21 protein-coding genes are annotated in these 23448 nt (G+C 62.6%); 14 read left to right on the top strand and 7 right to left on the bottom strand.

What is annotated here, in order from left to right; all coding sequences use genetic code 11:
• Window positions 1-5: 5 nt before the first annotated feature.
• Both hemN and DUGA2_RS06255 read right to left on the bottom strand, forming a co-directional pair.
• Window positions 6-1424 carry an oxygen-independent coproporphyrinogen III oxidase gene (gene hemN / locus DUGA2_RS06260; RefSeq protein ID WP_141753203.1) on the bottom strand — a complete coding sequence of 473 codons (1419 nt, stop codon included), beginning with the start codon at window positions 1422-1424 and terminating at the stop codon, window positions 6-8.
• Window positions 1421-3064: a PAS domain-containing methyl-accepting chemotaxis protein gene (locus tag DUGA2_RS06255; RefSeq protein WP_070267995.1), complete on the bottom strand. Its 1644-nt coding sequence runs from the start codon at window positions 3062-3064 to the stop codon at window positions 1421-1423. Before DUGA2_RS06255 ends, hemN begins: the two co-directional genes overlap by 4 nt.
• A gap of 136 nt (window positions 3065-3200) precedes the next feature.
• Between DUGA2_RS06255 and DUGA2_RS06250 the strand changes: the two genes are divergently transcribed.
• On the top strand, window positions 3201-3998 hold the full coding sequence (locus DUGA2_RS06250; protein WP_070267993.1) for a glutamate racemase: 798 nt from the start codon (window positions 3201-3203) through the stop codon (window positions 3996-3998).
• Here the strand turns inward: DUGA2_RS06250 and DUGA2_RS06245 are convergent.
• The gene (locus DUGA2_RS06245) at window positions 3995-6085 is read right to left on the bottom strand and encodes an EAL domain-containing protein (RefSeq protein WP_229214606.1); all 2091 of its coding nucleotides are present in this window, start codon (window positions 6083-6085) and stop codon (window positions 3995-3997) included. The two genes, DUGA2_RS06250 and DUGA2_RS06245, sit on opposite strands and share 4 nt — an antisense overlap.
• A gap of 87 nt (window positions 6086-6172) precedes the next feature.
• Window positions 6173-7105, bottom strand: a complete 933-nt coding sequence (locus DUGA2_RS06240; RefSeq protein ID WP_070267990.1) for a DUF808 domain-containing protein — start codon at window positions 7103-7105, stop codon at window positions 6173-6175.
• Window positions 7106-7260: 155 nt separating this feature from the next.
• On the opposite strand from DUGA2_RS06240, the gene DUGA2_RS06235 reads away from it, so the two are divergent.
• Window positions 7261-7902: a LysE family transporter gene (locus DUGA2_RS06235; RefSeq protein WP_070267988.1), complete on the top strand. Its 642-nt coding sequence runs from the start codon at window positions 7261-7263 to the stop codon at window positions 7900-7902.
• 89 nt (window positions 7903-7991) lie between these two features.
• Window positions 7992-9986, top strand: coding sequence for a DUF6600 domain-containing protein (locus DUGA2_RS06230; protein WP_070267986.1), 1995 nt, complete (start codon window positions 7992-7994; stop codon window positions 9984-9986).
• A 113-nt stretch (window positions 9987-10099) separates the two neighbouring features.
• Here the strand turns inward: DUGA2_RS06230 and DUGA2_RS06225 are convergent, their stop codons facing one another.
• The gene (locus DUGA2_RS06225) at window positions 10100-10585 is read right to left on the bottom strand and encodes a phage regulatory CII family protein (RefSeq protein ID WP_070267984.1); all 486 of its coding nucleotides are present in this window, start codon (window positions 10583-10585) and stop codon (window positions 10100-10102) included.
• An 86-nt stretch (window positions 10586-10671) separates the two neighbouring features.
• Between DUGA2_RS06225 and DUGA2_RS06220 the strand changes: the two genes are divergently transcribed.
• The 4 genes from DUGA2_RS06220 to DUGA2_RS06205 all read left to right on the top strand — a co-directional run bounded on the left by DUGA2_RS06220 (window position 10672) and on the right by DUGA2_RS06205 (window position 13468).
• Window positions 10672-11487 (top strand): hypothetical protein, encoded by an 816-nt coding sequence (locus DUGA2_RS06220; protein WP_070267983.1) that lies wholly within the window; start codon window positions 10672-10674, stop codon window positions 11485-11487.
• Between the two features lies 1 nt (window position 11488).
• Window positions 11489-12274 carry a DUF2491 family protein gene (locus DUGA2_RS06215; protein WP_070267981.1) on the top strand — a complete coding sequence of 262 codons (786 nt, stop codon included), beginning with the start codon at window positions 11489-11491 and terminating at the stop codon, window positions 12272-12274.
• 26 nt (window positions 12275-12300) lie between these two features.
• Window positions 12301-13113 (top strand): hypothetical protein, encoded by an 813-nt coding sequence (locus tag DUGA2_RS06210; protein ID WP_070267979.1) that lies wholly within the window; start codon window positions 12301-12303, stop codon window positions 13111-13113.
• A gap of 79 nt (window positions 13114-13192) precedes the next feature.
• Window positions 13193-13468: a DUF493 family protein gene (locus tag DUGA2_RS06205; RefSeq protein WP_070268351.1), complete on the top strand. Its 276-nt coding sequence runs from the start codon at window positions 13193-13195 to the stop codon at window positions 13466-13468.
• A 1-nt stretch (window position 13469) separates the two neighbouring features.
• On the opposite strand, the gene gcvA is transcribed toward DUGA2_RS06205, so the two are convergent.
• Complete coding sequence (gene gcvA, locus DUGA2_RS06200; RefSeq protein ID WP_070267977.1) at window positions 13470-14369, bottom strand: transcriptional regulator GcvA; 900 nt, start codon at window positions 14367-14369, stop codon at window positions 13470-13472.
• A gap of 122 nt (window positions 14370-14491) precedes the next feature.
• Here gcvA and yfcF point away from each other — a divergent pair, with 122 nt between their 5' ends.
• The 4 genes from yfcF (at window position 14492) to DUGA2_RS32510 (ending at window position 18137) form a co-directional block, all read left to right on the top strand.
• Window positions 14492-15127, top strand: coding sequence for a glutathione transferase (gene yfcF / locus DUGA2_RS06195; protein ID WP_070267976.1), 636 nt, complete (start codon window positions 14492-14494; stop codon window positions 15125-15127).
• Window positions 15128-15217: 90 nt separating this feature from the next.
• The gene (lipB, locus tag DUGA2_RS06190) at window positions 15218-15904 is read left to right on the top strand and encodes a lipoyl(octanoyl) transferase LipB (RefSeq protein ID WP_070267974.1); all 687 of its coding nucleotides are present in this window, start codon (window positions 15218-15220) and stop codon (window positions 15902-15904) included.
• Between the two features lie 31 nt (window positions 15905-15935).
• On the top strand, window positions 15936-16934 hold the full coding sequence (lipA, locus tag DUGA2_RS06185; RefSeq protein ID WP_070267973.1) for a lipoyl synthase: 999 nt from the start codon (window positions 15936-15938) through the stop codon (window positions 16932-16934).
• 99 nt (window positions 16935-17033) lie between these two features.
• Window positions 17034-18137: a TniQ family protein gene (locus DUGA2_RS32510; protein ID WP_083296231.1), complete on the top strand. Its 1104-nt coding sequence runs from the start codon at window positions 17034-17036 to the stop codon at window positions 18135-18137.
• A 2-nt stretch (window positions 18138-18139) separates the two neighbouring features.
• Here the strand turns inward: DUGA2_RS32510 and DUGA2_RS32505 are convergent, their stop codons facing one another.
• A complete protein-coding gene (locus DUGA2_RS32505) occupies window positions 18140-18694 on the bottom strand; it encodes an HAD domain-containing protein (RefSeq protein WP_071658868.1) in 555 nt (184 codons plus the stop codon).
• 535 nt (window positions 18695-19229) lie between these two features.
• Between DUGA2_RS32505 and DUGA2_RS32500 the strand changes: the two genes are divergently transcribed.
• The 3 genes from DUGA2_RS32500 (at window position 19230) to DUGA2_RS06175 (ending at window position 23144) form a co-directional block, all read left to right on the top strand.
• Window positions 19230-19502, top strand: coding sequence for a helix-turn-helix domain-containing protein (locus DUGA2_RS32500; protein WP_307169664.1), 273 nt, complete (start codon window positions 19230-19232; stop codon window positions 19500-19502).
• Between the two features lie 168 nt (window positions 19503-19670).
• On the top strand, window positions 19671-19961 hold the full coding sequence (vapB, locus tag DUGA2_RS06180) for a type II toxin-antitoxin system VapB family antitoxin (RefSeq protein ID WP_373994822.1): 291 nt from the start codon (window positions 19671-19673) through the stop codon (window positions 19959-19961).
• A 237-nt stretch (window positions 19962-20198) separates the two neighbouring features.
• The gene (locus DUGA2_RS06175) at window positions 20199-23144 is read left to right on the top strand and encodes a TrlF family AAA-like ATPase (protein WP_210402536.1); all 2946 of its coding nucleotides are present in this window, start codon (window positions 20199-20201) and stop codon (window positions 23142-23144) included.
• Window positions 23145-23448: the final 304 nt, after the last annotated feature.

The raw sequence follows: 23448 nt of genomic DNA, 5'->3' as shown, positions 1-23448 counted from the left end.
TGCGTTCATATGGTTTTCGAGTAGCGCAGCGGCTGCGGGCCGTCGACGCGCGGCATGCTCAGGTAGCGGTCGAACACCATGCAGATATTGCGTATCAGCAGACGGCCTTTCGGCGTCACGCTGATCCATTGCGGATCGATCTGCAGCAGGCCGTCGTCCTCGAAGGCCTTGAGCTTTTCCAGCTCGGCCGCGAAGTACAGCGGGAAGCGGATCGGGTAGGCCTGTTCGATCGACGAGATCGACAACTCGAAATTGCACATCAGTTTCTGGATCACGATGCGCCGCAGCAGGTCGTCGGTATCGAGCTTGATGCCGCGCGTGACCGGCAGCTTGCCGTCGTCGAGTTTTTCGTAATAGGCTTCCAGCGTTTTCTCGTTCTGGCTGTAGGTGGCGCCGACCGCGCTGATGGCCGAGACGCCGCACGAGATCAGGTCCGCCTCGGCACGCGTCGAATAGCCCTGGAAGTTGCGCTGCAAACGGCCCTGGCGCTGCGCCACCGCCAGCTCGTCGTCCGGCTTGGCGAAATGGTCCATGCCGATGTAGACATAGCCGGCCGCGCACAGGCGGCGGATGCACAGCGCCAGCAGGTCGAGCTTGACGGCGGCGGTCGGCAGGTCGGCGTCGGCGATGCGGCGCTGCGGCTTGAACAGGTGCGGCAGGTGGGCGTAGTTGTACAGCGCGATGCGGTCGGGGTCGGCGTCTATCACCTTGTCCAGCGTCCGCTCCATGCTGGCCATGGTCTGCTTGGGCAGGCCGTAGATCAGGTCGATGCTGATCGAGCGGAAGCCGGCGGCGCGCGCGGCGTCCATCACGGCGCGGGTTTCCGCTTCCGGCTGGATGCGGTTGACGGCCTTCTGCACCTCGGGGTCGAAGTCCTGCACGCCCAGGCTGATGCGGTTGAAGCCTTGCGCGCGCAGCGAGTGCACCCGCTCGACGCTGACGGTGCGCGGATCGATCTCGATCGAGTACTCGCCCTGCGCGTCCGGCACGAAGCTGAAGTTCTCGTGCAGGTGGGTCATCAGGTCGCCCATCTGGCGGTCGCTCAGGTAGGTCGGCGTGCCGCCGCCGAAGTGCAGCTGTTCGATCTCGCCCATGCCGGCGAACAGGCGGCCCTGCATGTCGATCTCCTGCTTCAGGTAGCCGAGGTAGGTGGCGGCCTTGCTGTGGTCCTTGGTGACGATCTTGTTGCAGCCGCAGTAGTAGCAGATGGTGTCGCAGAACGGAATGTGCACGTACAGCGACAAGGGCCGCTGGCTGCGGCGCATGCGCAGGCCGGCCACCGCTTCCAGGAACTGGCCGTAGCCGAAGTCCTGCTGGAAGCGGTCCGCGGTCGGATACGAGGTGTAGCGCGGGCCGGACTGGCTCAGTTTGCCGATGATCTCGGCGTCGAATTCCACGGCGGGGAAGGCGGTATTCATGTTCATGCTGCCAGGCGTTTCAAAGGCTGTTGACGATGGGCGGCGGCACGCGCGGGACGCGGCGTGCGCGTGCCCGTGCTGGTGCTGCCGAACTTGAACAGGCTGACCGCCTGCGTCAGGCCGCCCGCTTCCAGCGCCAGGCTGGCGGTGGCGGCGGCCGCTTCCTCGACCAGCGCGGCGTTCTGCTGCGTGACCTGGTCCATGTGGGCGATGGCGGCGTTGACCTGGTCGACGCCGATGCTCTGCTCGCGCGAGGCGACCGAGATTTCCTCCATGATGGCCGTCACCTGCTGCACCGAGGCCACCACTTCCTTCATGGTGGCGCCGGCGCGGTCGACCTGCACCATGCCGGCGCTGACCTTGCCGACCGAGACGTTGATCAGGTTCTTGATGTCCTTGGCGGCGGTGGCGCTGCGCTGGGCCAGGTTGCGCACCTCGCCAGCCACCACGGCGAAGCCGCGGCCCTGTTCGCCGGCCCGCGCCGCCTCGACGGCGGCGTTCAGCGCCAGGATGTTGGTCTGGAAGGCGATGCCTTCGATCAGGCCGATGATGTCGACGATCTGGCGCGACGAGGCGTTGATCTCGTCCATGGTGGCGATGACGTCGGCGACGATCTCGCCGCCCTGCACCGCGACGGTGGAGGCGTTCTGCGCCAGCTGGTTGGCCTGGGCCGAGTTGTCGGCGTTCTGCTTGACGGTGGACGAGAACTGCTCGACGCTGGACGCGGTCTCCTCCAGGCTGGCGGCCTGCGCCTCGGTGCGGCCGGACAGGTCGGCGTTGCCGGCGGCGATCTGGCGCGTGGCCACGGCCATGGTCTCGACATTGATGCGGACGTCGCGGATGGTGGCGATCAGGTTGCTGTTCATCTGCTGCAGCGCGCGCAGCAGCTGCCCCACTTCGTCGGTGGCCTCGGTGTCGAAGGAGCCCGACAGGTCGCCGGCGGCGATGGCGCGCGCGCCTTGCAAGGCGCGGTCCAGCGGCTGCAGCACCGAGGCGCGCAGCGTGTACCACAGGAAGACGTTGATCAGCAGGCCGAAGAAGGTGGCGAAGAAGATCGGGTAGTTGTTGGCGCCGCCGCTCATCAGCGCGGCGGCGCAGACGATCACCTGCAGCACGTTGACCACGCTGGTGGCCAGCCAGATGCGCATGGCCAGCGACACATGGCTCAGGCGCGACATCAGCGAGCCGGCGCCGGCCTGGATCACCTGGCCGTTCTTGATGCGGATGCCGTGGCGGCCGCCTTCGCGGATGGCGCGGTAGGCTTGTTCGGCCTTGGCGATCTGCTGGCGCTCGGCCTTGACCCGCACCGACATGTAGCCGGTGGTCTTGCCGTTGTCGCGGATCGGCGTGATGTTGGCGCGCACCCAGTAGTGGTCGCCGTTCTTGCAGCGGTTCTTGACGATGCCGGTCCACGGCGTGCCGCCCTTGATCGAGCTCCACAGGTCGGCGAAGGCGTCGGCCGGCATGTCCGGATGGCGCACGATGTTCTGCGGCGCACCCAGCAGCTCGGCCTCGCTGTAACCGCTGATTTGCGTAAAGTAGGGATTTACGTAGACAATGTTGCCATTTAAGTCAGTCTTGGAAACGATGGCCTGGTCGTCCAGGACTTCCACTTCGCGGTTGGTGACGGGCTGGTTGTTGCGCATTTCGTGACTCCAGGGTTGGGGCGGCTTGACCGTGTATTGCTCTATCGCAATTGATGTGTCCAGTTTACGGAGTCCGACCCGCAATTTTATTGATGTAGATCAAAATTCCCCGGATTGGGGATGGCTGAGGAAAACCATGGAACTTCAACGACCGGTCGGCATCTTCGACGCCGGCATCGGCAGCTATGCCATCGTCGAGCGCGTGCGCGCGGCCTTCCCGGCGCAGGACATCGTGTATTTCGCCGACCGCGCCAGTTTCCCCTACGGCGCCAAGACGCCGCAGCAGTTGCTGGCGTCGGTGCAACGTGCTACCGCCTACTTGCAGGCGCAGGGATGCGTGGCGGTGGTGCTGGCGTCGAACGCGCCCAGCGTGGTGGTGCTGGAGCCGCTGCGCGCGGCGGCTGCGGTGCCGGTGATCGGCATCTTCCCGCCGGTGGCCGAGGCGGTGCGGCATTCGGCCAGCGGTAAGGTGGCGGTGCTGGGCGTGCGCTCGATGGTGGGCAGCGCGGCCATGCAGGCCTATGCCGACGCCCATCGCGGCAGTGGCGAGGTGGTGCTGGTGAATGCCTCGGCGCTGGTGGACCTTGTGGAAAACTTCGCCTTTGTCCACAGGCCGCAGGCAACCCAGGCCGCCGTCAGCGGCTTCATCGCCGAGCTGCGCGCCGCCCATCCGCAGCTCGATGTGATGACGATGTCGTCCACCCACCTGCCGTGGCTCAAGCCCTTCTTCGAGGCGGCGGCGCCGGACGTGCAGTTCCTCGACCCGGCCGACGACGTGCTGCGGCAGCTGGCGCAGCACACCTCGGCCGGCGGCGGCCGCACGCGCTGCGTGGCCACCGCCAGCGCCGCGCTGAGTCTGGACGACTTCAACACGGCGCTGCGCGCGCTGGGCACGCCCTTGCAGGCCGAGCTGGTTGAGCTGGCCGTGGACTAAGCGCCGGCGCTGGCGCTGAGCGGCCGCAGCGTGCCGACCGCGTAGCCCTGGGCGTAGTCCAGGCCGAGCTCGCGCACCACGGCCAGCGTCGGTTCGTCCTCGACGTATTCGGCCACGGTGCTGAGGCCCATCACGTGGCCGACCTCGTTGATGGCCTTGATCATGGCGCGGTTGATGGCGTTGGTGGCGATGTCGCGGATGAACACGCCGTCGATCTTGAGGTAGTCCACCGGCAGCGCCCGCAGGTAGGCGAACGACGACAGGCCGCTGCCGAAATCGTCCAGCGAGAAGCTGCAGCCCAGCGCCTTCAACCCGGCCATGAAGTCCTGCGCCCTGACCAGGTTGGCGATCACCGCGGTCTCGGTGATTTCAAAGCAGATCTGCGCCGGCGCGATGCCGTGCTCGGCGAACTGCTCGACGATGTAGTCGTGCAGGCCCTCGTCGCCCAGCGAGGTGCCGGACAGGTTGACCGAGTACTGCGCCGGCGGCCGGCCGGCTGCCTCGCCCGCCTGCGGGCCCAGGCTGTGCAGGTGGCGGCAGACGGCGCGTATCACCCAGCGGTCGATCGCCGTCATCATGTCGTAGCGCTCGGCGGCGGGGATGAAGGCGCCGGGCAGGATCAGGTCGCCCTTGGCCGGCTGGATGCGGATCAGCACCTCGTCGTGCGCCTCCTCGTCGTGCCGGTCGAGGCGCACGATGGGCTGGGCGTACAGCCGGAAGTACTGGTGCTCGAAGGCTTCGTTCAGGCGCGACACCCATTGCATCTCGCCCTGGCGCCGCGCCAGCCGCAGGTCCGATTCCTGGTACAGGTGCACGCGGTTGCGGCCGCGCTCCTTGGCCAGGTAGCAGGCCTGGTCGGCGGCGATCAGCAGCTCGGTCATCGATTTGCTGTGGTGGTTGATCTCGACCAGGCCGATGCTCACGCCCAGCTCGAAGGTGTGGTCGTCCCACACGAAGCGGAAGTTCTTGATCGACTGGCGCAGCTCGTCGGCGATCAGCAGCGCCTGGTCCGGCGGGCAGTGCGGCAGCAGCACGCCGAGCTCGTCGCCGCCGAGGCGGGCCAGGATGTCGCTGTCGCGCATCTGCGTTTGCAGCATCTTGGACAGCAGCTGCAGCAGCAGGTCGCCGGCGCTGTGGCCGCAGGTGTCGTTGACGATCTTGAACTGGTCCAGGTCCATGTACAGCAGCGCGTGCACGTGGCCGTCCTGCTTGGCGCTGTGCAGCGCGGCGGCGATCTGCACTTCGAATTCGCGCCGGTTGATCAGGCCGGTGAGCGTGTCGTGGGTGGCGTTCCACGACAGTTGCTTGGTGAGCTTGCGTTCGTGGCTGACGTCGCGGAACACCACCACCGCGCCCAGCAGCTCGCCATCGTCGGACCAGATCGGCGCGGCCGATTCCTCGACCGCCACATGGCGGCCGTCGCGCGTGACCAGCTGGTTTTGCGACGACATGCCGATCGCCTGCCGCAGCCGCAGGCACTGCAGCGCCACGTGCTCCGGGATGGGGGCGCCGGCGTCGTCGACCAGCTTGAGCGTGGAGGCGATGTGCAGCCCGTGCGCTTCCTCGTGGGTCCAGCCGGTCAGCTGCTCGGCGATGTAGTTCAGGTAGTCGGTTTCGCCGTGGGCGTTGGTGGTGATCACGCCCTCGCCGATCGAGCGCAGCGTGACGGCGGCCAGCTCGCGCTGGCGCGCGGTGGTCTGCTCGCTGATCTTGCGTTCGGTGATGTCCCAGACCACGCCCAGCGTGCCGAGCGGCCGGCCGTCGTCGCCGTCGCAAAACACATGGGCCTTGGCGGCCAGCCAGTGGCGGCTGTGGTCGGGCCAGACCACGCGGTACTCGACTTCGTAGCTGTCGTGGTTGTCGACCGCGGTCTGCATGGTGTCGAGCAGCTGGTCGCGGTCTTCGGTGACGACGAACTGGAGAAAGATGGCAAACGGCTGCTTGAGGTCGCCGTACGGCAGGCCCAGCAAGGTGGCGCCCGCGCCAAACCATTTGACCGTGCTGTCGATGACGCGGCCATCGTTGAGCTCGGAATCCCAGATTGTCATGCGCGCGGCGTCCAGCGCCATGCGCAAGTGTCGCTGCATGTGCTCCATATCCTGCCTCCTTCGCCATTGGAGCGTAAGGCGGGGCGGAAGTTCCCGGAATTTTGCGCGGGCGCCAGCCAGCCGCGTCTATTTTTTAAGCAGGCTCCATAGTTTTCCGCCCAGCATGACCGCCGCCAGCGCCAGCGCGCCGGCGACGACGCCGGCCACCGCGTCCAGCGCGGCCGGCGTGGCCCAGGCCAGCAGCGGGCCCAGCACCGGCACCGTGGCGACCGCTTCGACCGCGTGGTGGACCAGCTCGTGCGTGCCCGGCAGGCCGTGCATCAGGATGCCGCCGCCGACCATGAACATGGCGGCCGTGCCGACCACGGACAGCAGCTTCATCAGCTTGGGCGCGGCCGCCAGCAGCACCCGGCCCAGCGCGCGCACGGCGCTGCCGCCGCGCTGGCTCAGGTAGAGCCCGGCGTCGTCCATCTTGACGATGCCGGCCACGATGCCGTACACGCCCACCGTCATCACCAGCGCGATGCCGACCACCACCGTCACCTGTTGCAGGAAGGGCGCGCCGGCCACCGTGCCCAGGGCGATGACGATGATCTCGGCCGACAGGATGAAGTCGGTGCGGATGGCGCCCTTGATCTTGTCCTTTTCCAGCGCCACCAGGTCGACGTCGGGATCGCTGACGGCGTCGGCCAGCTCGCCCAGGTGCTGGTCGGCTTCCTCGCGGTGCAGCAGCGTGTGGGTGATTTTCTCGAAGCCTTCGAAGCACAGGTAGAGGCCGCCCGCCATCAGCAGCGGCGTGATGGCCCACGGCGCGAAGGCGCTGATCGCCAGCGCCGCCGGCACCAGGATGGCTTTGTTCTTCAGCGAGCCGAGCGCCACCGCCCACACCACCGGCAGTTCGCGCTCGGCGCGCACGCCGGCCACTTGCTGGGCGTTCAGGGCCAGGTCGTCGCCCAGCACGCCGGCGGTTTTCTTGGCCGCCATCTTGCTCATCAGGGCGACGTCGTCGAGGATGGTGGCGATGTCATCGATCAGCGCCAGCAGGCTGGTGCCGGCCATCAGTGTTGCTCCGAGGGGAAATGTGGCTGGGTCATGGGGTATCCTTGGTTGATAAGCAATATTAACCGATGACGCGCCGGGCGGCGAGCCGCCAGCACCGCTACAATGTACTTTGCCCCGCAGCACGGTGCTGCGGCTGACCGCACGGGATAACTATGAGCTTCGCCACCTGGATCACCTTTTTCATCGCCGCCTGCATCATCGCCGTCTCGCCCGGATCGGGCGCGGTGCTGTCGATGTCGCACGGACTGTCGTACGGCGTGCGCCGCACCAGCGCCACCATCTTCGGCCTGCAGACCGGCCTGATGCTGATTTTCTGCATCGCCGGCGCGGGCGTCGGCTCGCTGCTGCTGGCGTCGGAGGTGGCGTTCAACATCGTCAAGACGGTGGGCGCGCTGTACCTGATTTATCTCGGCCTGAGCCAGTGGCGCGCCAAGGTCAGCGTCGGCGCCAGCCAGGACCGGGCGGAGCTGGTGGTGCCGACCGCCCGCAAACGCTTCCTGACCGGTTTCCTGACCAATGCCACCAACCCCAAGGGCATCATCTTCATGGTGGCGGTGCTGCCGCAGTTCATTACCCAGGGCTCGCCGCTGCTGCCGCAGCTGCTGATCCTGGCCGCCACGATGTGCTGCATCGACCTGGTGGTGATGCACAGCTACGCCTTCCTGGCGTCGTCGATGCAGCGCTATTTCCGCGACGCCGGCGCCGTCAAGAAGCAGAACCGGGTGTTCGGCGGCCTGCTGATGGCGGTCGGCGCGGCGCTGTTCTTCGTCAAGCGGGGCGGCGCCAGCGCCTGAAAAGATAGCTGATTTGTAACAGGGCGTTACCCCGGTAGGCGTATCCGCCGCCACGGCGTTAAATTGGAATACAACAAGGAGACGTCGTCATGGGCCGCAAGCTTATTCATTTCATCATGTTGGCCGCGCTGGTCGGCGCCAGCGCCTATGCGCTGGCCGACCCGCCCGCCACGGTGGGCCGCATTTCGGCGGTGCACGGCCAGGTCACGCTGGTCGGCGACGACGAGCCGGTGTCCGCCTCGCTGAACTGGCCCGTCACCGGCGCCAGCCACCTGACCACGGCCAGCGGCGCCCGCACCGAATTCCGCGTCGGTTCGACGGCGGTGCGGCTCGATGGCGATTCCGACCTGGAAATCAGCGACCTGGACGACGACCTGCTGCGCTTGCGCCTGAATTACGGCAGCATCAGCATCCGCGTGCGCAGCCCCGAGCTGCTGCGCGACTTCGAACTGAACACGCCCCAGGCCCGCATCACCTTGCTGGAGCCGGGCCTGCTGCGGGTGGATGTCGAGCGCGTGGCCGACACCAGCCAGGTCAGCGTGCTGGCCGGCAGCGCGCGGGTCGATGGCGCGGGCTCGTCGCTGACGGTCGGCCCCGGCCGCCATGTCGATGTCGGCAGCGCCGATGTCAACACCAGCGTGGCCCGGCGCGACGGTTTCGATATCTGGTCCGACGAACGCGACCGCGCCGCCGAGGTGGTGGTGAGCACGCGCTTTGTTTCCAGCGGCATCACCGGCTATGAAGAACTGGACCGCAACGGCAGCTGGACCGACAACGTCGAGTACGGCGCGCTGTGGACGCCGCGCAATGTCGCTTCCGACTGGGCGCCCTATCGCGACGGCCGCTGGATCTGGCTGGCGCCGTGGGGCTGGACCTGGGTCGACAACGCGCCGTGGGGCTATGCGCCTTCGCACTATGGCCGCTGGGTGGTGGTCAATCGCCGCTGGTGCTGGGCGCCGGGGCGGCCTGCCGGGCGTCCGGTGTGGGCGCCGGCGCTGGTGGGCTGGGTCGGCGGCGACCACTTCTCGCGCGATCGCCGGCCGGGGCTGGGCTGGTTTCCGCTGTCGCCGCGCGAGCGTTATGTGCCGAGTTACCGGGTGTCGTCCGAGCATGAGCGGCGCCTGGGCTGGACCCACAACGGCAAGCCGTTCGAGCCGCGCGCGCTGCCGCCGGGCCAGTTTGACCATCGTCGCGACGGCTTGACGGTGCTGCCGCGCGACCAGTTCGAAGGCCGCCACCGCAGCGTGCAAGTGCCGCGTGGCCCGCAAGTGATACCGGCTCCCGGCCTGGCGGCGACCGCCACCACGGTGGCGCCGCCGCAGCCGGCCGTCGCGCGCGCGCTGGACACCAACCGCCGGGGCTGGCAAGACCGCGACCATGACGGCCGCCCGGACCGTTCCGACCGCCCGGGCCGGGTGCTGACCGCGCCGTCGGTGCCGCAGCCGGTGACGCCGCCGCAGCAGCCTGGCCGTCCGCAGACCACGACCTCCACGCTGGCGCCGGGCCAGTTTGGCCGTCCCGACGCGCCGCCGCAGACCATCCAGCCAGGCGATATGCGCATCGAGTTGCGTCCGCACGGCCGTCCGGGTCAGGCGCCGAACCAGCCGGTGATGCCGGCGCCGCATATCCTGCAGGCCAATCCGGTGATCACGGCGACGCCGAATATCCAGCAGGCGAACCCGCCGATCACGGCGGCGCCGGTGGCGGCTCCGACCGTGCCGACGCCGTACCCGGCCGGCCGCGACCGCGCTGACCGCGAGCGTTACGAGCGCGACAGCCGCGAGCGCGACGACGGTCGCCGGTATCGCCAGCCGGAGGATCGGCGCCAGGTCCAGCAGCCGCAACCGGCGCAGCAGCCGCAACCGGTACAGCAACCACAACCGGTACAGCAACCACAACCGGTACAGCAGCCGCGTCCGCAGCCGGTCCAGCCGCAACCGCAGCCACCCCGCGCGGTGGTCGCGCCGCAGGCCCAGCCGCAGCCGCAACAAAACCGCGAAAGCGGCCACGACAAACAGCAGGAGCGCCGCAAGGAAGAAAGCCGCGACCGCAACGACAACAACCGTAACCAGAATCGCAATTAGCAGTGTTCAGGGCCGTCGAGCCCCCAACCTTTTTGCCCCAACTATTTTCCGGACTTCCGATCAGAGAATAGTTTTAGCCAGCCTCCGGGCTGGTTTTTTTTTGAGCAGGCGCTTCAGCCCTGCTCCGCTTTCAGGCGCAGCCGCGCCCGCCATTCGCCCAGCGCCGACAGTGCGCCCTGGAACTCGCGTTCGATCAGGTCGGCCTCGGCCGCCGTCACTTTGCCGTCCAGCAGCGCGGTCGATACCGCTTCCGCCACCGCGCCCACCTGGCTCATCACCTTGCACACGGTTTGCGACAGGTCGTCGTCGCCGATGTTTTCGGGCGTCGGCACCACGAAGGCCGCCATGCCGTGCCGCACCAGCAGCGCGTGCAGCGGCAGGTGGGCATCGGCCACGCCGGCCTTGTGGCACAGATCGACCACCGCCGAGACTTCCTCGAACGAGGGGTAGTGCGAGGCGATGGTCGGCGCCAGCTTGTTGCGCAGGACGTTGACCGAGATGCCCATCGCCTGGGCCAGCGCGTCGATGCCGCCGGGGTAGCCGCGCGCCACTTTGTAGAGCGCGTCGTGTTGATTCATGTCCAGGTATTTGCGTGTCATGGTGAAGCTAGCCTTTTATTACCGATGCAGTCGCCGACGCGCGGCGCTATGCTGATTTTCATTCAACTTCTTTGCGAAACGACATCATGAAGTCTTTTTATTCTGCGCTGTTACTGAGTTTGTGCCTTGCGCTGGCAAGCAATGTCTACGCCGACGCCCGCACGTCCTCGCATTCTGGCACATCGTCGTCGTACAAAAGTGGATTTTCTTCACAAAAGAACAACGCCAGGAGCCAGCCGGCGGCGCCGCCGGCCGGCCGCCAGAGCGGTCCCGGCGCTTTCGGCAAGGCGCCCGGCTCGCCGGCCTCGGCCACGCCGCGCAATACCTCGGCCGCCTCGCGCGACCTCGACCAGAGCGCGGCCCGGGCCAATGCGATGAGGACGCTGGATGCGCGCCGCAACGCCGCCGCCGTGCCGCCGCCACCGCCGCTGAACGATACGCCGGCGCGGCGGCAGCCGGCGCCGGCCTACCAGGCGCCGGGGTATCAAGCGCCGCCGGTGTACCAGCAGGCGCCGGTCATCGTGCAGCAGCCTAGCAACGGCCTGATGCACGGCGTGCTGGGCTTCATGCTGGGACGGGCGATGAGCCAGAGCCATCAGCCGGTGTCCTACCCGACCACGACGGCGCCAGCAGCCGGGACCGCAGCCACCGGCGGCAGCCCGGCCACCAGCGGCGACGCGCAGGCCGGCATGATCAACGGCATGCCGGGACTGGGCGCTCCGGTCCCGGCCGCCCCACCGGCGCCATCCTTCCTGGCCAGCGTGGCGCGCTGCATGGTCTGGCTGGGCGTGTTGGGGGCGATGGCCTGGGCGGTGGTGTACACGGTGCGCAAGCTGCGCCGCCTGCGGGCCGGCAACGGCGCGAATGGAAATGCCGCGAATTATTCATTTGAAAGGAATTGAGATGGGCTGGTCGGATGCATACAACTACCTGCGCAATGGCGCCGCCAGGCTGGGCGGGGCCGAGGCGCCGCGCACGGACCGCGATTTGCCGCTCGGTGCGCGCATCGGCAGCGTGATGCAGTTGCAGCAGTCGCCGCTGCTGCGCGCCGCCGGCGACGGTTCGCTGATCGCCCTGCCCGGCGAGGGCGACCCGTGCATCGTGGCGGTGTCGCAAATCCGCTTGCAGCAGAGCGGCGGCCTCTACCGCTACTACCTGGACACCGGCGAGCGCGACACGAAGGAGAGGTTTTTGCAGGTGTACCAGAACGCCCAGGGCCAGGTGGCCGAGCTGATGTACTGCACCCAGCTGGCCCGGGTGATCCCGGAAACGGCGGAAGACCAGGAAGCCTACATGGGCCTGGCCGGCGCCGGCCTGGGCGACCGCAGCTACACGCTGTGGCGCGAACAGCTGGGCGATGTGGGGCTGGACGAGGCCGACCTGGCGCTGGTGTTCGGCGACCGCGACGGTGTCGACTACTGGCGCGACGCCGGCGATCCGGATGCCGAGTTCGTCAAGCCGTTCTCGGGCACCGAGACCCGGCTGGACGACAGCAGCGGCCGCACCGGCCTGCGCCAGGAAATGTACTTCATGCCGTATGTGCGGGAATTGCGCGGCGGCGGCAAGGAATATCTGCTGATCACGACTGAAATCATCAACAGCGTGAACGGCGATGCATCAAAACGCGGGATCCACGTCGACTTCGTCATTGGCATCCCGGTTGAGCAGCAACGCATCGTTATCCAATGATGCGCAACTTGAAAAGGAAGACTGACATGAGCAACTTGAATGGCTGGGGTTTGACCGCGCGCCTGATTTCCAAACATTTTGGCGCGCTGGGCGACCGTGTTTCCGAAGCGATCGCCAATTTTGATCCGGAAACGGCCACCGAGGCCGACCGCGACCGGCTGGCCGACAGCCTGCGCCAGACCGCGCAGAAACTGGCCGCCGCCCGCAGCTCTTTCCAGAAAGAAGCGGACGACGTGGTCAAGCTGCGCCAGCTGATCGCCACCGACGAGCAGGCCGCCGGCACGCTGGGCGACCGCCTGGCCGCCGGCAAGATCTCGGAGGCGACCATCACCCTGTTCTGCGACGAGCTGGAGGCGAACAAGGCGCGCATGCCGCAGGAATTGCAGGAGGAGGCCGACGCCCGCCAGTACATGGACGAATTGCAAACCATCGTCGATGCGCTGTCCAAGCAGCTGGCCGACTTCGATTCGGCGGCGAAGAAGGCGATGCAGGCGCTGGCCTCGGCCCGCGCCCAGCAAGACCTGCAAAACCTGCGCGCCGAGCGCCAGGCCCAGCTGGCCGGCCTGTCCGGCATGCGCGGCAACTCCAGCGCGCTGAACGCGCTGACCCGCCGCGCCCAGGCCATCAGCAACGAGGCGGCCGGCCTGAAGATCGTCACCGACATCGGCCAGCGTCCGTACGAGCAGGCGGCCGAGCTGGAGGCGATCCGCAAGTCGGTCAGCCAGCCGGCCATCGCCAACGAATCGGCGCTGGCGCGCTTGCAGCGCCTGTCCGGCCAGCAGCCGGCCCAGCTGGCCGCGCCGGCGGAAACGGCCACGCTGGCGCTGGGCAAAGCATAAGCCTGCGCTGAATTGGCTACAATAGAGGCCGGTGGCGTCGCGTTGACGCCGCCGGTTTTCTTTTTTGATTGGAATGAATATGCAAGCGATCCCGCCGTCAGAGTCCCTCATCGAGTACCCGAGCGACTTCCCGATCAAGGTGATGGGCCCGACTCATATCGATTTCGCCCCGACCATCGTGCTGGTGGTGCAAAAGCACGACAAGGATTTTCATGAAGGCAAGATGGAAGTGCGGCCTTCGGCCAAGGGCAACTACACCGGCCTGACCGTGATCGTGCGCGCCATCAGCCGCGAGCAGCTGGACGCGCTGTATTCCGAACTGTCGGCTCACCCGATGGTCAAAATCGTCATGTAACTCACGCTTGCTGGCGCTGGAAGGCGGCAATCTCCTCCAGCAGCCAGTCGCGGAAGGCCTGCACCTGCGGCTTGCCGGCCGCACCGGGCGGCGACACGAAGAAATACTCGTCCGGGCACGGCGTGGCGGTATCGAACAGCCGCAGCAGCTGCCCGGAGGCGATCTCCTGCATCGCCACCACATGGCGCACCAGCGCCACGCCGTTGCCGTCGGCGGCGCAACGTATCAGCATCGACAAATCCTCGAACATCAGGCCGCCGGACGGCTCGGCCATATCGACCCCGGCCGCGTGCAGCCACGGCGACCACGGCTCGACCGAGCGCAGCAGCGTGTGCTGGCGCAAGTCCTGCGGCGTGGCCGGGCGCTGTCCACCACGATAGTAGGGACTCACTACCGGATAATACACATCGCCCATCAGCCGCTGCACCACCAGCCCCGGATAGTTACCGCGTCCGAAACGGATGCCGACATCGATGCCGTCGCGCGCCAGGTCCTGCAGCTGTCCGCTCGATTGCAGCACCACCTCGATATCCGGATGGCGGTCGATAAACCGGCCCAGCCGGGGCGCCAGCCAGCGCGCCGCGAACGAGGGAATCGATGAAATCGTCAGCCGCCGGTTGACGCTGGCGGCCCGCATGGCGTCCGCCGCAGCGGCGATGTCGGCAAAGGACTTGCCTAAAAACTGGGCAAATTTCAGCGCATCGCTAGTTATTTTCACCTGTCGGCCATTGCGCACGAACAGTTCCCGGCCCAACTCCTGCTCCAAAGCCCGCACCTGATGGCTGATCGCGCCATGCGTCAGATGCAACTCTTCCGCCGCCCGGGAAAAGTTCTCGTGGCGGGCCGCCGCCTCGAAGGCGCGCAGTGCGGAAAAATTGGGCAGGCGTCGGCTGGCGCTCATCAGGTCGGCATGCTGTGGATAACTATGTGAATAAAATTAGCAAGAATCACGAAAATATAACGTTATACAGGCGCTACGGCAAGGCTTACCATGTGAATAAATCTACACCAAGGGGAGCCGCCATGCCATTCACGCTGTACGTCGATAGCCTTTTCACCAGCCCATACGCCCTGTCCGCCTTCGTGGCGCTGACCGAAAAACGCCTGCCGTTCGCCATGCAGACCGTGGATCTGGAGGCCGGCCAGCAAAAACTGGGCGCCTACCGCGACCGCGCGCTGACCGCCCGCGTGCCGGCCTTGGTGGAGGATGGCGGCCCATCGCCGTTCGTGCTGACCGAATCGACGGCGATTACCGAATACCTGGAGGAGAGCTTCCCGGCGCCGGAATACCTCGCGCTGTATCCGCAGGACCGCCGCCAGCGCGCCCAGGCGCGGCAGGTGCAGGCCTGGCTGCGCAGCGACATGGTGCAATTGCGCGTCGAGCGGGATACGGAAACAGTGTTTTTTGGTAAAGCTTGCCAGCCGCTGAGCGAGGCCGGCCAGGCCGCCGCCGACAAGCTGCTGCACGCCGCCGACCGGCTGGTGCAGGGCCCCAACCTGTTCGGCGAGTGGTCGATCGCCGACGTCGACCTCGCTGTGATGCTGAACCGGCTGATCCTCAACGGCGACGAGGTGCCGCAGAAGCTGAAGGACTACGCCGCCGGCCAATGGCAGCGGCCGTCGATCCAGCAATGGCTGGCGCGCCACCAGCCCGGTTAACCCCGCCAGCCTGGGGTCTGACCCGGAGGGTCAGACCCCGACTGCTTGGGGGTTTCGGCCCCGTTTAGCGGGCTGATTTATAATGTCGGCATGACGTTCCCTACCCCTAGCGAGCCGGCGCTGATACGCCACCTGGGCCGCGCCGACTACGACAGCACCTTCGCCGCGATGCGCGCCTTCACCGACGCGCGCACGCCGGACACCCGCGACGAACTGTGGATCGTCGAGCACCCGCCCGTCTTCACCTTGGGCCTGGGCGCCGACCGTGGCCACTTGCTGGCCGGCGCGTCCGCCATCCCGGTGGTGCAGACCGACCGCGGCGGCGAAGTCACCTATCACGGCCCCGGCCAGGTGGTGATCTACATGCTGATGGACCTGCGCCGCAACAAGCCGGGCGGCAAGCTGTACGCCCGGCAATTCGTCCATAAAATCGAGCAGGCGATCATCAACGTGTTAGGGGCGTATAATCTCGCCGGTGAGCGCGTTGAAGGGGCGCCCGGCATCTACATGGCCGGCGGGCCCAAGCAAGGCGCCAAGATCGCCGCGCTCGGCCTGAAAGTGCGCGGCAACGGTTGTACCTATCATGGGCTGTCGCTGAATGTGGCGATGGATCTGGCCCCGTTTTCCTGGATTAACCCCTGCGGCTATGCCGGACTGGAAACAGTCGACATGCGCACCGTCGGCGCGACCGCCCAGTTGTCCGACGTGCAACAGCAGCTGGCCGAGGAGTTGATCCGCGTCCTGGCGCATGTTGCCGAACCAGCAGTACACGAATAACCAAACTTTGCCCGCGAGGGCACGCAGCCAAATGACTTCTGAAACCACTACCAGCGTTGCCCCGGCTTACAACCCGAGCGAAAAGCAAAAAGGCGCCAGCAAGACCGCGCGCATCCCGATCAAGATCGTGCCGATCGAGCAAGTTGAGCGGTTGAAGAAGCCGGACTGGATACGCGTCAAGGCGGCGTCGGCTTCGACCCGCTTCTACGAGATCAAGGACATCCTGCGCGAGAACAAGCTGGTGACGGTGTGCGAAGAAGCGAGCTGCCCGAACATCGGCGAATGCTTCGGCAAGGGCACGGCCACCTTCATGATCATGGGCGACAAGTGCACCCGCCGCTGCCCGTTCTGCGACGTCGGCCACGGCCGTCCCGATCCGCTGGACAAGGAAGAGCCGTTCAACCTGTCGAAGACCATCGCCGAGCTGCGCCTGAGCTACGTGGTGATCACCTCGGTCGACCGCGACGACTTGCGTGACGGCGGCGCCGGCCACTTCGTCGAGTGCATCCAGAACACCCGCGCGCTGTCGCCTAAGACCCAGATCGAAGTGCTGGTGCCGGACTTCCGCGGCCGCCTGCAAAAGGCGCTGGACATCTTCAAGGATGGCCTGCCGGACGTGATGAACCACAACCTGGAAACCGTGCCGCGCCTGTACAAGGAAGCGCGTCCGGGTTCGGACTACATGCACTCGCTGCAGCTGCTGAAGGAATTCAAGGAGCTGTATCCGGAGGTGAAGACCAAGTCCGGCATCATGGTCGGCCTGGGCGAGACCGACGAAGAGATCCTGCAGGTGATGCGCGACATGCGCGAGCACAACATCGACATGCTGACCATCGGCCAGTACCTGGCGCCGTCGAACAGCCACCTGCCGGTGCGCCGCTACGTGCACCCGGACGTGTTCAAGATGTTCGAAGCCGAAGCCTACAAAATGGGCTTCAAGCACGCCGCCGTCGGCGCCATGGTCCGCAGCTCCTACCACGCGGACGAGCAGGCGCACAACGTGCTGGCTGCCGGTGTGAATAACTCGTAGTTAATGCGAAATTTCGGTAGTTATTGCGACAAAATCGAAAGTTAGTGCGACAAATATTGAAAATTCATTTTGAAATCAAAGGATTAGCTGCTGCATTAATTGAAAGCAAATCGATTTGCGGCCAGTGTGGTCATCAAGGTTGTTCAATTGTCGAAGATTGATCGCTGGCTGATAAAATCCGAGCGTAAACGGATTGAATATTTACAGAACTATCCGCTGGGGGGCCAGCCATTCTCATCGCTTCCAGTGAGGCCTAGACCATTCGTCGATGAAACAATAAGCTCTTGGCTAGTGCGATTAATCGTAGCCAATGGCTTGACCCCGGCGGCTTTCGCTACAGAAGTGCTGAACCTTCCTACTCTTAGAGTGTTGGGAATAATTGATAGCGTTGAGAAGCCAGGCGTCATTGGTACGTTGGAAGGCCTAACTGGTATTTCAGCAGCGGATCTTCGAGAGTGTTCCTTTTATGACGTAAGCTGGGACATCCCAGGAATTGTATCCCAGGACGGAAGTTTGCTTTTCGGAGAAATGCGCTTTCATCCCATCCAGAACCATGATCCTGGATTAAGGGTTTCTGGGGCCTTTCGTGCGTGTCGGGAGTGCTGGCGCGAGGATTCCGTACCATATATACGTAAGAGTTGGCGGCAGTCCTTTACCACTGTTTGTCCCAAGCACAAATTGGTGTTGTCGCCTTGCTGCAAGCAATGCGGAAAACGATTCAATGCTTCTTTCGCAACAATCCTATCGCGAACCAAATATTTTATGGAAAGCTTGTGCATCTGCAGAAATTGCGGCGCGGATGTGCGACACCAATCGTTGTACTCGGTCGAAGATTATGTTTCCCCGAATCCTGAATGGACCACTGAACGTCTTAGAGAAGCAATAGATCATGCAGATCTTGACAACCATGTTGTGTTGGAGGCGCTCTTCGAGCGCTGCTTCCTCCAGGGATGGTTCTCTCTCGACGACGCTACGAAGTTGTCTGAAATAATAGGTTCCAGATTTGCGGCGTGGGATATTCGCCTTCACACGAATTTATATCCAGATATAGAAACGGCGTATTTGCGTTGGCCTCCTGATTGGTATGAGAATCAAGTTTCTAAATGGATGCAGCGTGAATTTCGTAAAGTGGGAACGACCGCAAGCGAAAGCAGCCTTTTACTTGACTGCTCTTTTGATCAACCATTTAAAGCGCGGTTGTGAGATCAACTACCAGAAGAGTGCACTTCGGCAAGCCAACTCTTAACCCGGTTTCGTGCTTCTGCTGTATTGATGCCTTGCTGTGCATCGAGTAAAACAAGATGCGGCTCCAATGTTAATACGCTCGTGCTTAAGTGGAACGCCCCGTAGACAGAGTCGTCAAGAGCCAACCAGTTCTTCAAACGATGTGCGAATACATACGAGCGAATGCGGTAGGTACGAGCAGAGCCGTCCTGTAAATAGCCGAAAGGCACCTTTATGTCATCGGTTGCACCGACTACGCGTTTGGCCAGTGATACAGGAAGGTATGAAATAACTTTTTCAAGAGGAAATGTGTCAAGCCAAGATGTCGTAAGTACGATTTCTACCTGTGGGTACGGTTTAAGAAGGTTGACCAAAAGAGGGGCAAATTCAAATAATGTATTCTCGGAGTCAAGCGACACTGTGCCGTCTTCATCAACTAACGCATGGCCACGGTGAAGCGTACCATCGTAGTCTAAAAAGATAGTAGGTGTTGGCTCGTCCAGAATCAGCAGCGGCCATTTTGACTTCTCGTTCATTGGTAATATGTAATAACTTAGACGTGACCTGACACACGGATCGAGCGGCGACAACCGCCCGCATGCTGAGTGCACTCACGCATTAAAGAAGCTTATTTAGCAGTAGTCTTAGTTGCCGAAAGGCATGCGCTCCAGCTTTCAAAAATACGTATCCGAGATACAGGTAGAACGGTATTACAAAAAATCGTTCATACCAATATGCACTCGACGGATTTATTCCTATAAAGAACAAGATCGAGAGAATTATCAAATGCCCGGACCAGTGCATTTGCCCGCCACTTTCATACATACACGTCCCACAAATCGGGCAGATATGCTGAGTCTTCATGTGCCGACAAGGAATTTGGGATCGGTAGTGCCAGAGCCTTGGCGTGACGGCACTACTGCAACTTTGGCAATTTACGGTCGTACTCATGGTTAGAGAATGGCTTTCTTCGACTATAAATGACGAAATATACTCAATAAATACCTTAATGTCACTTATAGTTTGCAAAATGTACCTCATACCTTGTAGACGATAGTCAAGGTGAGTTTGATGCTTGAGGCTATGGAAAAGACTCAAGCATGCCCGACACCTAGACAGATCTTCGGCACTAACCTTAGGCGTGCGCGCCGTCTGAAGGAGGTTTCGCAGGAGGAGTTGGCGCTTCGTTCAAACCTTAGTCGGACATACGTTAGCGAGGTCGAGCGTGGAATTCGTAACGTGTCGATCGACAACATGGGTCAGTTGGCGGAAGCTATCGGTGTGCCGCTTAAGGAATTAGTAGATCCTGCAATGTTTGCAGCTCTAGGAGAGAATTTGAGCTGATACCATGGTCCATCAACATCAATCGCCGCCTTCGCGAATTGAGTCCTTTGAACTGCGGAACGTATTTGGCCTCCGGCCGAACAGCACGCTTGTCCTGGTCTCCAATAGATAGCCTAGAAGCATCTGCACCAACCACAAAGCTGGCTTAGGCTTAGGCAAAGAGAAGTCTTGTATCTGCGCCAAATGGCTGTCATAGTGGATATGCTACTTATTTGTCGGGGTGACGTCATGCGTACTGTCTCAATCATCAAGAACGGTAAGAATCAAGCAATTCGCTTTCCCGCTGACATGTCTTATGACGGTGTCGAGGAGCTGGAAATTACGCGCAGCGGTGACACCACCACCCTACGCCCTGTTCGCCCGAGTTGGTTGTCGTTGCCGGAATTGCCTAAGGCTGATGCGGACTTTCTGCAAGAGCATCAGCGCATTATTAGCGATGAAGGTAGATTTAATCTTTGACCACGTACATGTTGGATACCTGTATTGGCTTTTATCATGCTCGAATGTTTGTTTGCGGGCAGGACTGAACTTCTCAATTTCCCCTTCCTCCATTCCCTTGCGAATGCCGCACTCATTTTAATGTCAAACAGCCGCTAAGCCACCCGCGTAACTTTCGCCCTCAAAGAAAACGCTTGCTAAACGGGCAAGAACGGGCAATATTACCGACAGTCAATCCTTACCCGAGAGCGCTGTCGAATGGAAAACTTTAAGGAATCAAGCTACCCCCGAGGGTCGGAATGGCGGCGGTGGGATCTGCACATCCACACTCCAGAAAGCAAGCTGGGAACATCGTTTCCCGGCATGGAGTGGGACGAGTACGTGACAGCGCTCGAAGTGGCGGCTCTCGCAAACGGTATTGCGGTGGTAGGAATAACGGACTACATGTCTATAGACGGTTACGAGAAAGCATTGGAATCGAAGGCTCATCCCACCAAGCCGCGTCTTGAGTCCGTTGCCCTGCTCATTCCGAATATCGAATTGCGCGTCCTTCCGGCAACGAAGGATAGCAAGGCCCTTAACGTTCATATCCTCGTTGATCCCACAGCCCCCGACCATGTGGACAGGATCAAGCGGGCCATGCGGCAGCTTCGAGTCAGGTACAACGGGGAAACTTACGGCTGCTGCAGGGACGAGCTCATCGAGTTCGCGAGAAAGCAGCAGGCCGATCTGGAAGACGAGGAAGTAGCCTACAAGTTTGGCATCGAGCAATTCAAGCCGTCGTACGAGGCCATTGCGGAATGGATCGCCAGTGAGAAATGGCTCAGGGACAACTGCTTGATCGGTGTGGCCAATGGCAAAGACGGAATTAGCGGCTTGCCCGCCGACGGCTTTTCCGCAACGAGGGACGAGTTGCTGAAATTGGCCCATTTCGTATTTTCGGGAAACCCGAAGGACCGCGACTATTACGTGGGGAAAAAATCCGGCGTGTCGGTCGCCGAAATCGTGCGCCAATACGGCTCCCTCAAGCCATGTCTTCACGGTTCAGACGCGCATTCAGTCACCACGCTTTTCAAGCCCGACGAGAACAGGTACTGTTGGATTAAGGGCGACCCGACCTTCGAAGGGCTGCGTCAAGTATTGTGGGAGCCGGAGGCGCGCGTCGCGATCGGCGCCTCTAAACCTGAGCAGTCGGACAGGAGCCGCGTAATATCCGAACTCCGCATTCCTTCGAAAAACTCGTGGTTTGCCCAATCCGCCATCCAGCTTAATCCCGGGCTGGTGGCCATAATCGGAGAGAAGGGGTCCGGCAAGACCGCAGTCGCCGACCTGATCGCTTTCGCGGCAGGTGCCTACAACGCGAAGGAGTCCCAGTCTTCCTTTATCGCGAAAGGCCGATTGCACCTCAACGGCATCGAGACGTGCCTGGCATGGGAAGCGGGAGATCCGACCAATGCGACCCTAACTGGAAGTCCTTACCGCGCGCAGCGCCCCCTTGTGCGCTACCTGTCGCAGGACTTTGTCGAACAGCTCTGCAGCAACGACCATGATGGCCACGAGCTTCAGCAGGCGATAGAAGAAGTCGTCTTCGCACATTTGGATGAAGGAAGCAAAGAAGGGTTTTCCTCTTTCGCGGAATTGCGCGCGTCGAGGGAATTCGCGTCCCAATCCCAGCGGGATATGATCCGGGGAGAGCTTGCCGCGACCCATCGGGAAATCGAGCGGATCATGCAGTCGATCGCACAGATACCTGCCAAGGCCGCGCTTAAGGAACAGGCCGAGACGCGCGTCGAAGAACTTAAGAAGCAGTTGCCGGAAGTCGAGGCGCTTGCAGATCAGACTATCCTCGAAAAGCTCGAAAAGGAAAAAGCCGAGGCCTTGTCCGTCGAGAAGCTTATAGCCGAGAAGTCGCGGCAGAGACGGGCGATTGATGACATGGCGAAAGCTTACGCACTCATCAAGGAACGCACCGGGAAGCAGATCGACGAGTTGACAGAGTCCGCCAAGGGGATCCCGCAATTGGCCCTAATGCTTGAAGCCGGGCTCCATCCCGTATGGAACGACAGCATAGAGCTCAGCCTTGCGGGCGTGGCCGAAGCGCTGGAAGCGGAGATAACCGCGTTAAAGGGGCCGGCAGAAGGAGCTCTTCCGGATGGCGTGTCGCTCGCGTCGAGAGCAGCGCGAATCAAGGGGCTGCAAGACTCCCTTTCCAAGGATGAGCAGAACCGTAAGCGCCTTTTGGACCTGCAGAAGCAAGTAGCCGACCAGGATGCGGCCATCGTGCGCATAGCGAAGGAAATATCCGAGCTAGAAGGCAAAGCCAGGAAGCAGCTCCTCGCCAAGCAAGTCGAGAGGAATGGACTATACGAGAGCTATTTCGAGGCCTTGGAGGAGGATGGAAAAGGACTGAGGGAACTCTATGCGCCGATGAAAAGCCAACTAGGCTCTCTCGGCTCGAAAATGCAGTTCGAACTATCTGCCGGCTATCGCGTGGACACCAAGGGATGGCTCGAAAAGGCATCGCGCTTCTACGATGGAAGAAAGTCCACGGCCTCTATCCTCAAGGATGCCGTGGAGAAATTCGCGCTCGATTCCCTGGCTCCAGCTTGGAAAACCGGGGATAACGCAAAAATCGCGGCAGCGTTCACCCAGTTCCACGACCTGATCGCGCCCGACTCGTTCATAGCTCTGCAAGCGACGCCGAGCCTCAAGCTGCTGGACCTGTTCGATTGGATGTACTCGACCGACCATGTGGACATCAGCTACAAGATCCTTTACGGAGGCACGGAACTCGAATACCTGTCCCCGGGCACGCGCGGAATCGCGCTCCTCGTGCTGTACCTCCTAATGGACGAAGACGACCGGCGTCCGCTGATCATCGACCAGCCGGAAGGCAATCTGGACAACTCGTCCATCTACGCGCAGCTCGTACCGTACATCAGGGCAGCAAAGGAGAAGCGACAGATCATCCTTGTCACCCATAACCCGAACCTCGTCGTGGCCACCGACGCAGAACAGGTCATCGTGGCGACAGCGGAAAGGCCGACGACCCAGCATTACCCAAGGATCACCTATCGCAGCGGCTCGTTAGAACACGCGCACAGCGACGAATCGCCGGGAATACGGCAGGCCGTCTGTACGCTCTTGGAAGGTGGTAAGCGGGCCTTCAAGGAACGAGAGGGCCGGTATTCGATCAAGGCCTGAGACGAGGTTCGCGCATAATGTCCTCTCCGAATTAAGCCTTTCGAAGTGCGAATAGATTGTCTATTAAACGGGTTTTTACATGTACGACTTACACCGTCTCGGATGGAACAGCTTTCAGCAGCTTTGCCTCACTATAGCTAGGGAGATACTTGGTCAGACGGTCCAGTCGTTTCTGGATTCTAACGACGCTGGAAGGGATGGCGCTTTCGCCGGGAACTGGACGCCAGCGCCAGGACAGCATCTCAGCGGGAATTTCGTAATCCAGTGCAAGTTTTCGGGCAAGCCTGGCTACCTCCTTAGCATG

Source organism: Duganella sp. HH101, from assembly GCF_001758795.1.
Classification (GTDB): Bacteria; Pseudomonadota; Gammaproteobacteria; order Burkholderiales; family Burkholderiaceae_D; genus Rugamonas; species Rugamonas rivuli.
This window is presented reverse-complemented; position numbering and strand designations above follow the sequence as displayed.

Coding starts and splice junctions, on each gene's coding strand:
- hemN (WP_141753203.1), bottom strand. CDS start 1,424: ATGAACATGAATACCGCCTTCCCCGCCGTGGAATTCGACGCCGAGATC.
- DUGA2_RS06255 (WP_070267995.1), bottom strand. CDS start 3,064: ATGCGCAACAACCAGCCCGTCACCAACCGCGAAGTGGAAGTCCTGGAC.
- DUGA2_RS06250 (WP_070267993.1), top strand. CDS start 3,201: ATGGAACTTCAACGACCGGTCGGCATCTTCGACGCCGGCATCGGCAGC.
- DUGA2_RS06245 (WP_229214606.1), bottom strand. CDS start 6,085: ATGCAGCGACACTTGCGCATGGCGCTGGACGCCGCGCGCATGACAATC.
- DUGA2_RS06240 (WP_070267990.1), bottom strand. CDS start 7,105: ATGGCCGGCACCAGCCTGCTGGCGCTGATCGATGACATCGCCACCATC.
- DUGA2_RS06235 (WP_070267988.1), top strand. CDS start 7,261: ATGAGCTTCGCCACCTGGATCACCTTTTTCATCGCCGCCTGCATCATC.
- DUGA2_RS06230 (WP_070267986.1), top strand. CDS start 7,992: ATGGGCCGCAAGCTTATTCATTTCATCATGTTGGCCGCGCTGGTCGGC.
- DUGA2_RS06225 (WP_070267984.1), bottom strand. CDS start 10,585: ATGACACGCAAATACCTGGACATGAATCAACACGACGCGCTCTACAAA.
- DUGA2_RS06220 (WP_070267983.1), top strand. CDS start 10,672: ATGAAGTCTTTTTATTCTGCGCTGTTACTGAGTTTGTGCCTTGCGCTG.
- DUGA2_RS06215 (WP_070267981.1), top strand. CDS start 11,489: ATGGGCTGGTCGGATGCATACAACTACCTGCGCAATGGCGCCGCCAGG.
- DUGA2_RS06210 (WP_070267979.1), top strand. CDS start 12,301: ATGAGCAACTTGAATGGCTGGGGTTTGACCGCGCGCCTGATTTCCAAA.
- DUGA2_RS06205 (WP_070268351.1), top strand. CDS start 13,193: ATGCAAGCGATCCCGCCGTCAGAGTCCCTCATCGAGTACCCGAGCGAC.
- gcvA (WP_070267977.1), bottom strand. CDS start 14,369: ATGAGCGCCAGCCGACGCCTGCCCAATTTTTCCGCACTGCGCGCCTTC.
- yfcF (WP_070267976.1), top strand. CDS start 14,492: ATGCCATTCACGCTGTACGTCGATAGCCTTTTCACCAGCCCATACGCC.
- lipB (WP_070267974.1), top strand. CDS start 15,218: ATGACGTTCCCTACCCCTAGCGAGCCGGCGCTGATACGCCACCTGGGC.
- lipA (WP_070267973.1), top strand. CDS start 15,936: ATGACTTCTGAAACCACTACCAGCGTTGCCCCGGCTTACAACCCGAGC.
- DUGA2_RS32505 (WP_071658868.1), bottom strand. CDS start 18,694: ATGAACGAGAAGTCAAAATGGCCGCTGCTGATTCTGGACGAGCCAACA.
- DUGA2_RS32500 (WP_307169664.1), top strand. CDS start 19,230: ATGCTTGAGGCTATGGAAAAGACTCAAGCATGCCCGACACCTAGACAG.
- DUGA2_RS06175 (WP_210402536.1), top strand. CDS start 20,199: ATGGAAAACTTTAAGGAATCAAGCTACCCCCGAGGGTCGGAATGGCGG.